Source organism: Kitasatospora purpeofusca (assembly GCF_034043715.1).
GTDB lineage: Bacteria > Actinomycetota > Actinomycetes > Streptomycetales > Streptomycetaceae > Kitasatospora > Kitasatospora purpeofusca_A.
Genome location: NZ_JAXCLC010000089.1, coordinates 1 through 12,126 on the forward strand (window position 1 = coordinate 1; position 12,126 = coordinate 12,126).

Genomic DNA, 12,126 nt, shown 5'->3' on the forward strand with positions numbered 1-12,126 from the left:
TGCGAACGCCCGCGGGGGTTTTCCCAGACCTCTCGACAGGGGTCTCCCATGGGCAGGGGCCTGCGGGAGAGGGCTGTCGTTCGATCATGGAGGAGGGCGCGCAATGAAGATCTACAACGGCATGGCGGCGAACACCATCGAGTCGAAGGGCCAGTGGCAGAAGGCCATGCGCAGCGTGCAGGCCGGGTCCTGCGTGGAGTTTCGGCCGCTGGACGACGGGGCGGTGGCGGTTCGCAACAGTCGGCATCCGAGCGGCCCGGCGCTGGTGTTCACACGCGCCGAGATCGACGCCATGTTCGACGGCGTCCGCAGCGGTGAATTCGATCACCTGACGGTCTGACTTTCAGCTGACGGCTGATTCCCGTCCTACCCGGTTGGTGTGACGGTCGGGCCCTTCCGTGCGAAACTCATCCGGATAGAGCAAAGGTTGGGATAAAGCACAGGGGGGCCCGATGGCCGTCGGCACGATCATTTCTGGAAGCGGTGAAAGCCCGGTCCGGCCGTGGGCCGAGGCGGCGTTGCTGCTGGGTGCCCACTTCGAGGTCGCTCGCGGGCGCCGGAAGCAGGCGGCGGTGGTCGAGGCGACCGGGGGGCGGGTCAGCAGGTCCCTCTACAGCCGCCTCGAAGGTGGCGAGGTGCGGATCGACAAGCCGCATGTCGTGTCGATCATCCTGGACGCCTTGGAGGTCCCGCTGGGCGACTACCACGACCAGCTGACTCAATTGGGGTTCGAGGCATCGCGGGAGGGCTGGGCGTCGACGTTCCGCAGTGGGCACCGCGAGGTGGTGCCCGACTCGATGCTCCGGTTGACCTCGTTGGAGGAAGCGGCGACCGAGTTCTTCGTGGTGGACCGCAACGCGGTCCCCGGGCAGCTCCAGACCGAGGCGTACGCCAGGATCGTGACCGGTTACACCCTGCCGGCGAGCCTGAAGGACGCCGGGCTGCAGGAGGTGATCGTCGGCCTGCGGGTAGAGCGAAGCCGCCGGTTCGTGGAGCGGCTGACCTCCGACCGGCCCAAGGGCAGCTTTTTCGTTGAAGAGGCGGTGCTCTACGCGGATTTCGGGCACCCCGAGGTGCTGATCGACCAACTGCAGGCCATGCTCGACATCGTGGAGAACCGGGCCCTGCCGGCAGGCATCCGAGTGATGACCGCGCGGGCGCCCCTGGCCGTCCCGGTGAGCACGCTGGCGCGCTTGGGGTTCCGCAAGTCGCTCCTGGATTCGGTCCCCGACGTGATCTACAACGAGACGGGGCGTATGGCGTCCTTCCACCGCGGCTCGCTCCCCGGTACCGACGAGGCGGCCGACCCCGACTACGTCGACCTGGACGATCTCGTCGACAATGTGCTTATGAGGGCCCCCGGATACCGGGACAGCCGGCGCCTCATCGAGAACGCCCTGATGGCGGCCCAGCTCCGCCTGTAGCTACGGAGCCGGGCCGGGCAGGCGGGCGTCAGACGACGCGGGCGAGCCCGCCGAACTCAAGCCATTCCAAGGTCGCCTGTCGGGCGGGGGCGTGGGCGTCGGGGCGCCAGTCGGTGACGTCCACGAGGCCGGGGGGCTCGACGACGAGCCTGTCGATGTCGAAGAAGTCATGGACATCGGCTTCCGTGCGTACACGGCCCCACTTGCCTCCAGTCTGCTGCTGCATCAGGCGGGTCACCGCGTCGCGGACGGTAGTGTCGTCGCTCACCAACTGGCACACCACCACGACACTTCCCGGGATGAGCAGGTCCACGGTGCGTTCGATGATGGCCTTCGGGTCGCCGTTGTCGCGGTCGGGGACGCAGTGGAGGACGGAGACGAAGAGAGCGGCGACCGGTTGCGTCAGGTCGATCCGGCCTTCGAGGCCGGCCATTATCGCGGTGGTGTCGGCCATGTCCGCGTTGAGGATCACCGCGTTCGGGCTCTCGTCCAGTACGGCCCGTCCGTAGCCGAGGACCATCGGATCGTTGTCGACATACACCACGCGCGCGTCCGGGTGGACGGCTTGGGCGACCTCGTGGACGTTGCTCTGGGTGGGCAGGCCCGAGCCGTGGTCGATGAACTGCTTGATCCCGTAGTGGCGTGCGATGTGCCGTACCACTCTGATCAGGAAGCTGCGATTGTTGAGCGCCAGTTCGCGGCTGCTCGGCGCGGACTTCAGCAGTTCCTCGACTGCCTTGCGATCGGACGGGTAGTTGCGGTTCCCTCCGAGAAGGAAGTCGTACATGCGAGCCGCACTTGGCCTGGCCCTGTCAATCGGCTCTTGCCAGTCGGCTTCGTTCCGGTTCACCCGCTACCCCCTGCGTAATGCGAACTTCGGCGTTGCCGATCAAGTATGACGTTGCGTCATATTAGGCCGTGATCCGCAGTACGGAAACCACACGTGAGGGTGAAGGTGGCGAAGGCATGGCGAAGGGCCAGGCCACCTCGGGTGAAGGTGGTCGGCGGCCGGGCTTCGTGAACGCGTGTCGGATTGTCAGGCGCCTCCTGCGGGAGTGTGGCCGCAGCTCCAACGCCGGGCGGCCTTGAGCTGGACCCGCACGTCCGGCTCGTCCAACCCCATCAGTGCGGCCGCGACGGCCGGCGCCAGGCCGAGGAGGTCATGCAGCAGGGCGGCGTCGGCGGGCCGGTCGGGCATCGCCCGGTGAAGGCGGTCCGAGGGTGGGGCCTGTGCCAGCGTGCGCGCCAGGGAGACCATCTCGCACAGAGCGCGCCAGGTGAAGGCTGCGGGGTCCTCGCGCAGCACCCACGACCACTGCGCCTGTGCCCTGTGCAGTACGAGCGCGACGACCCGCTCGGCGAGAGCGGCGTCGTCCAGGCGCGCATGCGCATACATCTCGTAGTGGCGGTAGTGCAGTTCGACGAAGGCGGCGTAGCTGACGGGGGGAACGGGGCCTTTGGTCACCAGCACTCCGTTCGGTGTCGACATCCGGTAGGGGCGGTCCGAATCGCACACCCGTGGCGGTAGGCGCGCGACGGCGTATGAAGATCAGGACGCGCGGGGGCGCGAAGGTGTACGCGGGGCGCACGAAAGCAGATACGCGGCGGTCGGCCCAGGGATGCGGACACCCGAGCCGACCCACGGCGTTTTCAGAGCCTGCGGAACCGGAGCCACTCGAAGTCAGTGCTGCGGCACATCCTCAGTGCACTGAGGATCAGTGCCGCCCGGGACCACTCGATCTCGGAGGGCGACACAACCGCCCACGCCAGCACCAACGGCGCAAGGACGGCATGCAGTTGCACCGCACCACGCGAAGCGCGCACTCCGCGCAATCCCGCGAAGGCACCGTCGCTCCTGCTAGCGTGAGTGAACACCACGGGCAGGGCCCGTCCAAAGACAGGTCGGTCATACATAGGTAGGCGTTACCTCCATGGCTGGCCTGACAGCCCCGTCCGGTGGTGATGACACCGGTCGGGGCAACCCTCAGAGCGGGGCGGGCCGTTACGAAGAAAGTAGCGCCTCGGCCGACCGCTGGTCGCCCTGGAAGGCGCCGCGCAATCCCCCCTGTTCCGCCCGGCATACAAGCGCCCAACAGGGAGCAGACTCGGCCCCGGAGCGATCAAACACGCTCACGCGAGCGAGCCACACCGAAAGGCCGGCAGCCGAGGCACGGTACTCAGAGAGACCAAGAGATCAATGGCAGCAGGGAGCCCGGCCCGCCTACCGACGGTGGATCGGTCCAGCGCCGCCAGCACCGCCACTCATGCGTTGAGGGAAATCACTCCTGGGCGTCGCTGAGCCGTCTGCATCGTGGGCTTTCCCCGCCCGGCCTCCGCGGGTCGTTCGTCGGCACAGTGTCATCCAACAGGGTGAGCGCCTACTCCGGACCTCGCCGGCCGAGCCGACCCGAGGAGGCGTCCTCGAATGCCTGCCGCGCGGGTCCGCCCCGAGGCGCCCCCTCCAGTCGGGTGATCTCTTGCGGAAGGGGGTCGGGCGGGAGTGAACAGCCGCTATAACCGCCCCATGATCAAGAAATTGCTGCGGCGCGGTCTGACCGTGCTCGCGCTCGCCGCACTGCCCCTGATGGGCAGCAGCACCGCCCCCGCCGGCGCCGTCGACGTCCGGCCCGTGACAGTCGCGGCTGCTTCCCTGCGCGTCGCGGGTCCACTGTCCCTGGCCGACGCGGTCGCCGCGCTGCCGATCGCCGACGAGCACCGCGACGGCTACGACCGCAACCTCTACAAGCACTGGAACCGCGGCCTCGATCTCACCGACGGGTGCAACACGAGAGCCGAGGTGATTCTGTCCGAGGCGGTCATCGCGCCGCAGGTGGCCGCGGGCTGCAAGCTGATCGGCGGCGAGTGGTACTCGTACTACGACGGCGTGACGGTGACTTCCGCATCCAGCCTGGATGTAGATCATATTGTTCCGTTGGCTGAAGTGCACGATTCAGGCGGATATACCTGGAACGCCGGGCGCCGTGAGGCTTACGCCAACGACCAGGGCAGCCCGCTGACGCTGGTCGCGGTGAGCGCGAAATCGAACAGGTCAAAGGCAGATAAGGACCCGTTCGAGTGGCTGCCACCGCTTGCCGAGGTCCACTGCCGGTACGCCGCCGAGTGGGTCTCCACGAAGCTGCGCTGGGGCTTGGCGGCTGACCCGGCTGAGGCCGGCGCGCTGGTCGGCATCGCCCAGCGGTGCCCGACCACGACTGTGGAGTACGAGCTCGTCGCTTAGCGTCTGGCACACAGCCGACGGTGTGCCCTGTCCTGCTGTGGACGGGCGAGGGAATGTGGAAATGCCCGCCGGTGATGGCCCTCAAGATTGTGCGTCTCGCGGTACCGGCGGGCACTGTGCCAAGGCTACCCGGAGTCATCGGCGAGGTAGCACTGCCCTAGCCGCAGAGGAGAGCAGAACCGACCGCTCGGCATTACGCCCGGCCAGGCCCACCTCCCCCCGCCAGAGCCACCCGCCGTGCTCCGGGCGAGGCACCTTCGTTGAGCGGGCCGAGTGCCTGCTTCCCCAAGGCACTCACGACAGGCTCCATACACCCGGTCGGTGGTCCGGTCGGGCGGAGCGCCGACCCGCCCGGGGGGAGGGCGGCCCGCGCACCCCCGGCCGGGCCGCTCCTCCTGGGTGCTGGTGGGGTGGTCTGGTCAGGTGTCCCGGTGGGCGACTCCTGCGAGGGCGACCTCCTCGCCGTCCGTGAGAGCAAGCCCGCAGAACAGGCAGGAGAACGACTCGGCGACACCAACATCGAGTTGGTGGCCCGGGTGCTCGCAGTCCGTGTCGAAGCACTCGCAGGGCACGGCGGTCAGGTTCCCTCCCGCCGTGCCGCTGTATCCGCACGCCGGACACTCTCTCCACCCGAGGTAGTCGTCGTCAGGACCTTGGCGGCCACGCAACCAACCCGAGCGGTCGATCGTGTCGATGATCTTGAGAATCGGCAGGTCAGGATGTTCGGTGAGCGAAATGTCGACCAGCCCGGCGATGACGCTCGACGAGATGAGTACCTTGACCGCCATGGCGGTCTTCGCCCGCTGGTTGATGCCCGGGGAAGCGTGAGTGGAGTCCGGTCGGGCAGGGAACGGCAGCACGCCGTACTCCGTGAGCAGATCGGTCGCGGACTGGCGCGCCCGCGCGCCGGCGACACGGAGGCCCGTCACCAGGGCGGTGAGAACAGCGGCGTGCTCGTGGCTGTCGGCGCGATCCGTGAAACCCCAGGGCGAGAGTTCGATGGCCGCTGCGACAGCGGCACTGAGCACCGAACGGGCGGTCGCTCGTTCGACGAGCGCCTTCTCCTCGGCGGCAACCTCCAGCGACGGCCGGTTGGCCCACGCGGGCCGGCTCGGGTTCGCCGCCACCTTGTCCAGGTCGCTGAACACGGTTCGGAACTCACCCCAGAAGGCGGCCGGGTCAAGGCCGAGTTCGGCGCGCACGGCCTCTACGACCCGAAGGCCGCTCTCCAGGACAGTTCTGGAGGCCTGCTCGTCGTGGTAGGCGTAGTGGGCAACGCTGTTACGGGCGTCAGCAACCGGCCGGAACGCCTTCTCATCGATGGGCATCCGGCCCCGCATGATGGTCGATGCGATTTTGAAGGCCTCGACCATCCCGATGGTCTTCGCCTCGCTGAGAGCCTTCACGCCGGGCGCATCGCCGAAGCCGAGCGCATGGAAGCGGTGGGACCAGTCGGCCTTGTCGGAGATGAGCAGCGGGTCGTAGCGGCAGAGCAGGGCCTTGATGAGGTGCTCGCACCCGATTCCTGCGTGGAGGACGGCGAACGCCTGGCCCTGCGGACGTCGCCACGAATCGAGGCTCGAACGCAGGAACTGGCTCGCCATGCTTGCGAACTGCCGCTCGTCCACCCTTCCCGTCCTCCCATCGTCCGGCCGGCGCGCGCAGGGCGGACTTCCGTACGGTACGGCGGCCCCGAGCGATTCCGCGAGTGAGTTGCCGGGCCGGGGACTTCCGTGGCTCTTGATCGTGGACGCACGCCCCATGGGGGATCATGGGTGGTGGCGCGGGGGCGCACCCGAAGGACCTGCGCCCATGCCCCGCCCCAACCGGGCCCAGCGTGCCGCCATCGCACGGCGGCGGGCCGACGCCGTTGAACTCCGCCTTGCCGGAGCCGACCCGCTGACCGTCGGCCGGAAGCTCGCCGCCGACCCCACCGTTAACTCGGACCGGATCGCGTACCCGCTCGGGTACGGCCACGAGCTGTACACCAAGGGCCGCCCCGCCCCGGACGACGAGACGCTGATCCGCTCCGTCAACCGGGACGTGACCCAGGCCCTCGAACACCGGATCGCCGGGTCGCAGGCCTCGGTGGAGGAGCTTCGGGCGTTGGAGGACGCCCGCCTCGACCGGATGTTCCTCGTCGCGTACCGCAAGGCGGTGAAGGACGGTGATCTTCCGGCGATCGACCGGGCGCTTCGGATCATGGAGCGCCGGGCGCGGCTGCTCGGGCTCGACCAGCCGGCGAAGACGGAGGTCACCGGGCAGGACGGTGGCCCGATCGAGTTGGCGGCGGACGCCACCGGTCACGAGCTGGCGGCGCTGATCGCGCTGACCGACCCGGCCGTGGTCCGGGACGGCGAGTGAGCGCGACGGACGACCTGGTCGAGCAGTACCGGCGGCTGTCGGCGGAGCGGCGCCGGGCGATTGCCGAGCAGGCGTCGCCGGCGCTGCGCACCAGGTTGGCCAAGGTCGAGCGGGACATGGCGCTGCGGCACTCGCCTGGGTCGCTCGCCGCGGTGCTGACTGACGGCCGGGAGATGCAGGCTGCCCACCTTGATCTGATCGACGATGCTTTCCGGCGGATCGCCGCAGGGGAGACGGTTCGGCTGCTGCTGACGATGCCGCCCCGGCATGGGAAGAGCAGGCGGGCCGCCCGGTGGGCGCCGCTGTGGTACCTCCTCCAGCGGCCGGACCACCGGGTCATGATCGCGTCGTACTCGTCCGACTTGGCGGACGACCACGGCCGGTGGATCCGCGATGCGATCACCGAGTGGGGTGAACAGCTCGGCATCACCCTCCACCCGGGGTCGAAGGCCGCGCACCGGTTCGACATCGCGGGCCGGGAGGGCGGCCTGTTCGCGGCCGGTGTCGGCGGCGGCCTGACCGGCAAGGGCGCGAACCTGGCCATCGTCGACGACCCGATCAAGGACGACGCCGAAGCCCAATCCCCGACTCAGCGAAGGAAGTTGTGGGAATGGTGGCAGGCCGTTCTGTTGACCCGGGTGGAGCCCGGCGGGTCGGTCATCGTCATCCAGACGAGATGGCACGAGGACGATCTTGCCGGGCGGATTCTCGCGGGGGAGACCGCGTCGGACTGGACGATCATCGACCTGCCCGCCGTCGCGGACAGCCCCGACGACGCGTTGAGGCGGAAGGTCGGCCAGCCGTTGTGGCCTGCCCGGTACGGGCACAAGGCGTTGGCGGGCATCCGGCGTGCGGTCGGCGAGCGGGTGTGGTGGAGCCTGTTCATGCAGAAGCCCCGCCCGGTCGAGGGCGGGGTGTGGCAGCGGGCCTGGATCGACCGGGCCCGGGTGACGCCGGTGGAGTTCGCCGGCGCGGAGATGGCCCGGGTCGTCGTCGCGGTCGACCCGTCCGGCGGGGACTCCGCCGTCAACGACGAGACCGGCATCATCGGGCTCGCCTCCGACTACCACGAGCAGCTGTACGTCGTCGCGGACGAGTCCGGCACGCTCGGAGCGAACGACTGGGGCCTCACCGCGTGCAGGTTGGCGCTCAGCCTGCGGGCCGACGCCATCGTGGTGGAGGCCAACTACGGCGGGAACATGGCCAAGCAGGTCCTCACGCAGGCGTGGGACCAGCTCGCCCGGGACAGTGAGGCCCGAGGCCAGCTGATGCCGATGATCGTGGAGGTCAACGCGAAGGTCGGCAAGAGGTTGCGCGCCGAGCCGGTGGCGCAGCTGTACGAGCAGGGACGTGTCCACCACGTCGGCCACTACCCGGAGTTGGAAGGGCAGATGGCCACCTGGGTCCCCGGGATGGACAGCCCCGACCGGATGGACGCCGCGGTCCACGGCCTCACGGAACTGGCCGGCGCCGGGCTCGACGCTCTGTCGCAGGGCATGGACGACAGCCGACTTCGCGGCAGGCGCTGACGGGTGCGGTGCGGGTGGCCTCCGACCACGGACCGGAGGCCACCCGCAGCGGCCGACAGCGGAGACGATGGGACCGTTGCTATTCGAGGAGTACGGCAGGGGCCTGTTAGGCGCCGGACCCGCCAGCCGAGCCGCTGCCCTTCTCCGTCTTCTCCAGGTGCTCCAGCACCTTCGACGTGATCGCGACGGCCTCCTTGAAGTCGCCCGCAGCCACTGCCGCCTTCGCCTTGTCGACGTGCTCCGTGAGGGTCTTGTTCGTGCCTTCGCCAATCCCGGCCGTCGCCATGAGGTCGTCGATCTTCTGAAGGTTCATCTGGGCAAGCTCGCCAGACATCTGCACTCCCAACAGCAGGAAACAAGGAGTGACGATTCTGTCACTCCTTGTTCTCGGATTGCTAGCGCCGCCCACCCGGCCCCGAGCACACCGGTACGCCGGCCGCCGATGTCGCCGAGGACACCATCGGCTGCCACAGGCACGTCGGGGTGGATCGGAGAGCGGCACCCGCGGTGCGTCGGGACCTGTGGGCGGCCGGCCGGCCCGACATGGCGCCGGGCCGACCGGCCGCTTGGCTTGATGTCGGCGGGTGTCGCACGCCGGAAGGAACCGTGACGGCCGCCGACAGGTGAGCACCCCGCCCCCTCCGTGAGCAACTAGGCCGGGAACCGAGAGTCGGCCTGGGGATCTTCCGGAATCGTCACAAAAGGCCCGCCCCCCTGACCTGGGACCGGCACCCCGGCCTATCGCTCCCGTCGGCGCCCGCCTGCTCCCGGCCGGCCCACCCAACGGGTGTCAGCCCTCGGATGTATCGGAGGTGTCCTCGTCGCCATCCTCAGCCTCGGCCTCAAGAGCAAGGCGGGCCTTGTCCTGGCTGTCCTCGCGAGACCTGTCCTGGGCCTTCTCGGCGAGTCCTTCCGCCATGTCCTTGAACTTGTCCGGGATGCCCATCGGTAGTGCTCCTTCGTGTGTGGGCGGGGTTGATCGACAACACAGCGGACCTGCCCACCACGCGGTGTGGTTACGCCGCAGGTCACCCGGACAGCCCAGCCCTGAGGGCGACGGACGCTGGCCCCCATCGCGTCTGGCCGAGGTTCGTGTCCACCCGATCGCTGGCGAAGCGGAGCGCGGACACGTGGCCACCAAGCGCATCCTCGCCCCCTTGATGTCGGACAGAAAGCGGTTGTCCCGTTTCAACTGATCTGGTCTACAGATAGGGCCGTGACCTGCGGCGACCAGATCAGTTGAGACGCTCGGCCCGTCGGAAATTTCGGGTGCTCTGGTCCCGGAAGTGTGAGTTCCGGGTCTTGTCTCAGCTGAGCTGGTCCATCCCGCAGTTCGCTGTGCTGTGTGCAGGTGAAAGTGTCCGTCGGAGAAGGCAGCTGGCCGGTTCGGGAGGAGGCGGGCATCAGCGATCGGTTTTCGAGGCCGGCTCTGGCAGGGCGCGGACGTCGACGACGTCGATTCCGGCGGCGCGGGCTGCGGTGATGCCTTCGTCGGTGTTCTCGTAGGCGAGGCAGGCGGCCGGGGTGACGCCGAGGCGTGCGGCGGCCAGGAGGTAGGCGTCGGGGGCGGGCTTGATGCGAGGAACGTGTTCGCGGGCGATCAGCGTGGTGGCGAGATGGGGCAGGCCGATGGCGGTGAGGCCGGCGCGGACGATGCCGCCGTCGTTCGCCGTGACGACCGCGACGGGGCCGGTCTCGGCGGCCCGGCGGGCGATGGCGGCGACGTGCGCGATCGTGCGGATCGTGTCGGCGTGGCGGGCCCAGTAGGTCCGTGCGGTGTCGACGAACCGGGCGTCGGTGCACGTGAGGCGCTGCCCGCAGTGCTGGTGGAGGGCGTGCCGCAGCTGGGCGAGGTCGGCGAGGTCCGTCGTTCGCAGCCACTGGGCGGTGACGGTGACGCCATGGGCGGTCAGGGCGTGGTGGACGGCGGCGAGGTTGAGCTCGCCGGTGTCGGCGAGGGTGCCGTCGAAGTCGAAGAGGGCGGCCCCGTACTCACTGGTCGGCGGGCCGGTCAGGAGGGCGCCGCGCCGGACGGGCCTCAGGGCGGGCGGCGGCATGGTGCTCACTGTGCGTCGGCCAGGCCGCGCAGGACGTAGGCGGTCGGCATGTAGGGCACGTCGATGGGCAGGCCGCGCGGCGCGGTGGTGTCGGGGACGGCGTGGAAGCTGCCGTCGGGCTGCTGCTGGCCGGCGAGGTAGTGCAGGGCCGCGCGCACGGCACCGGTCTGCTTGAGGCGGCCGAGGGCGGCCAGGGCACAGCCCGTGCTCGTGGCGTCACTCGGGCTGCCCTGGCGGTGGCCCCAGCCGCCGTCGCTGTTCTGGGTGTCCGTCAGGTAGCGGGTGGCGGCCGTCAGTGCGCGGTCGATGAGGTGCTGGTCCTCGGCGGGCAGGAGGGCGAGGTCGCGGGCGGCGACCAGGCCGTGCACGGCCCGGAACACGGCGTTGTTCTCCGCCAGGCTCCACCCCCGCTCGAAGGCGCCGTCGCCGCGCTGGGCGCGGGCCAGCCAGTGCACCGCGCGCCGAAGCGCCTGGAGCCGCTGCGCGCCGAGGTCCTGACGAACCGCCAGGACCGCGAGGGCTCCGCCGGTCATCGCGGGCTCCGAGCTGCCGGCCGGGTAGGTAGACCAGCCGCCGTCCTCGTTCTGCACCTCGTACAGGTAGGCGTGGCCCGCGTCGATCTGCCGGGAGTAGGCGGCGCTGTCGTGGCGCTGGAGGAAGGCCAGCACAGTGTAGGTGGTGTCCACGTCGGTCTGCTCGACCTGCGGCCGGTAGGGCCAGCCTCCGTTGCCGGCCTGGTGCGGCGCCATCCACGTTGCGATCCGGTTCAGCAGTGCCGGGTCCGCGGCGTTCTCGGCGAGCGCGCACGCGGCGATGGAGGGGACCCACAGGTCGAAGTCGACGGCGACGGTGAAGCCGCCGTCCGGGAGCTGGGTGTCGGCCATCAGGGCCAGGCCGTGGCGTACGGCCTCGGCGTGGGCCGGGTGCGGCGAGAGCGCGTGCAGGCAGATCAGATGGGCGAGATGGAGGTGCTCGTAGATCACCGGGCCCTGCACTGCCTCGGCGAGGTGCTTGAGGTCGACGTTGTCGACGGTGCGGCCGTGTGCGTGGGCGTGGATGACCCGGCAGGCGAGCCACTCGGTCCGCTTCCAGGTCTGCAGCGTGCCGACCGGCATGCCGATCTCGCCCACCTCCACCTGGAGCCCGGGGTGGACACCGGCCAGGTAGAGCACGGTGTTGACTAGGACCCGCTTGCGCGCGGCTGTGTAGTGGTCGAGCCCCTCCAGCAGGTCTTCACCCAGGGGAAGACCGAGCAGCGCCCGGTCAAGGGCGCTCAGATCACCGTGGTCGCGCGCGTGCGCGAGGTAGGCCCGGACCCGCTCCAGGGCCGGATCGTGGCCCCCGTGCCGCGCCAGCAGACGCTCGGTCAGCACCGACTCCAGCACCCTGGCCGGGCACGGGACCGACATCGCCCCGTCGGGACCAACCTGCCCGGACAGGTACGCCACGGCCCCCCGGATAAGCCGGGCCCAAGTACCTTCGTGTGCTCGCGTCATCGCCCCGCCTTCCGTGGA

The 12,126-nt window shown here is 69.6% G+C and carries 12 protein-coding genes; 5 read left to right on the top strand and 7 right to left on the bottom strand.

All coding sequences use genetic code 11. The features are described from left to right. Positions 1–103: 103 nt before the first annotated feature. Positions 104–340, top strand: coding sequence for a DUF397 domain-containing protein (locus SM793_RS32225; RefSeq protein ID WP_320441865.1), 237 nt, complete (start codon positions 104–106; stop codon positions 338–340). A 112-nt stretch (positions 341–452) separates the two neighbouring features. Further along, positions 453–1,424: a Scr1 family TA system antitoxin-like transcriptional regulator gene (locus tag SM793_RS32230; protein WP_320441866.1), complete on the top strand. Its 972-nt coding sequence runs from the start codon at positions 453–455 to the stop codon at positions 1,422–1,424. A 28-nt stretch (positions 1,425–1,452) separates the two neighbouring features. Here the strand turns inward: SM793_RS32230 and SM793_RS32235 are convergent, their stop codons facing one another. Further along, the gene (locus tag SM793_RS32235; RefSeq protein WP_320441867.1) at positions 1,453–2,274 is read right to left on the bottom strand and encodes an SAM-dependent methyltransferase; all 822 of its coding nucleotides are present in this window, start codon (positions 2,272–2,274) and stop codon (positions 1,453–1,455) included. A gap of 186 nt (positions 2,275–2,460) precedes the next feature. After that, the gene (locus SM793_RS32240) at positions 2,461–2,889 is read right to left on the bottom strand and encodes a hypothetical protein (protein ID WP_320441868.1); all 429 of its coding nucleotides are present in this window, start codon (positions 2,887–2,889) and stop codon (positions 2,461–2,463) included. Between the two features lie 1,059 nt (positions 2,890–3,948). Here SM793_RS32240 and SM793_RS32245 point away from each other — a divergent pair. After that, complete coding sequence (locus tag SM793_RS32245) at positions 3,949–4,662, top strand: DUF1524 domain-containing protein (protein WP_320441869.1); 714 nt, start codon at positions 3,949–3,951, stop codon at positions 4,660–4,662. A gap of 419 nt (positions 4,663–5,081) precedes the next feature. Here SM793_RS32245 and SM793_RS32250 read toward each other — a convergent pair whose 3' ends face one another. Further along, positions 5,082–6,290, bottom strand: coding sequence for a hypothetical protein (locus SM793_RS32250; RefSeq protein ID WP_320441870.1), 1,209 nt, complete (start codon positions 6,288–6,290; stop codon positions 5,082–5,084). Between the two features lie 184 nt (positions 6,291–6,474). On the opposite strand from SM793_RS32250, the gene SM793_RS32255 reads away from it, so the two are divergent. Both SM793_RS32255 and SM793_RS32260 read left to right on the top strand, forming a co-directional pair. Continuing rightward, positions 6,475–7,026, top strand: a complete 552-nt coding sequence (locus SM793_RS32255) for a hypothetical protein (protein WP_320441871.1) — start codon at positions 6,475–6,477, stop codon at positions 7,024–7,026. Next, positions 7,023–8,555, top strand: coding sequence for a terminase large subunit domain-containing protein (locus SM793_RS32260; RefSeq protein WP_320441872.1), 1,533 nt, complete (start codon positions 7,023–7,025; stop codon positions 8,553–8,555). The genes SM793_RS32255 and SM793_RS32260 overlap by 4 nt, the downstream gene beginning before the upstream one ends. A 106-nt stretch (positions 8,556–8,661) precedes the next feature. Here the strand turns inward: SM793_RS32260 and SM793_RS32265 are convergent, their stop codons facing one another. The 4 genes from SM793_RS32265 to SM793_RS32280 all read right to left on the bottom strand — a co-directional run bounded on the left by SM793_RS32265 (position 8,662) and on the right by SM793_RS32280 (position 12,060). Then, positions 8,662–8,868, bottom strand: coding sequence for a hypothetical protein (locus SM793_RS32265; protein ID WP_320441873.1), 207 nt, complete (start codon positions 8,866–8,868; stop codon positions 8,662–8,664). A 477-nt stretch (positions 8,869–9,345) separates the two neighbouring features. Further along, the gene (locus SM793_RS32270) at positions 9,346–9,501 is read right to left on the bottom strand and encodes a hypothetical protein (RefSeq protein WP_320441874.1); all 156 of its coding nucleotides are present in this window, start codon (positions 9,499–9,501) and stop codon (positions 9,346–9,348) included. A gap of 457 nt (positions 9,502–9,958) precedes the next feature. Beyond that, positions 9,959–10,612, bottom strand: a complete 654-nt coding sequence (locus SM793_RS32275) for an HAD family phosphatase (RefSeq protein WP_320441875.1) — start codon at positions 10,610–10,612, stop codon at positions 9,959–9,961. A gap of 5 nt (positions 10,613–10,617) precedes the next feature. Beyond that, positions 10,618–12,060, bottom strand: coding sequence for a prenyltransferase/squalene oxidase repeat-containing protein (locus SM793_RS32280; protein WP_320441876.1), 1,443 nt, complete (start codon positions 12,058–12,060; stop codon positions 10,618–10,620). Between the last annotated feature and the right edge of the window lie 66 nt (positions 12,061–12,126).

Coding starts and splice junctions, on each gene's coding strand:
- SM793_RS32265 (WP_320441873.1), bottom strand. CDS start 8,868: ATGAACCTTCAGAAGATCGACGACCTCATGGCGACGGCCGGGATTGGC.
- SM793_RS32225 (WP_320441865.1), top strand. CDS start 104: ATGAAGATCTACAACGGCATGGCGGCGAACACCATCGAGTCGAAGGGC.
- SM793_RS32270 (WP_320441874.1), bottom strand. CDS start 9,501: ATGGGCATCCCGGACAAGTTCAAGGACATGGCGGAAGGACTCGCCGAG.
- SM793_RS32230 (WP_320441866.1), top strand. CDS start 453: ATGGCCGTCGGCACGATCATTTCTGGAAGCGGTGAAAGCCCGGTCCGG.
- SM793_RS32245 (WP_320441869.1), top strand. CDS start 3,949: ATGATCAAGAAATTGCTGCGGCGCGGTCTGACCGTGCTCGCGCTCGCC.
- SM793_RS32255 (WP_320441871.1), top strand. CDS start 6,475: ATGCCCCGCCCCAACCGGGCCCAGCGTGCCGCCATCGCACGGCGGCGG.
- SM793_RS32275 (WP_320441875.1), bottom strand. CDS start 10,612: ATGCCGCCGCCCGCCCTGAGGCCCGTCCGGCGCGGCGCCCTCCTGACC.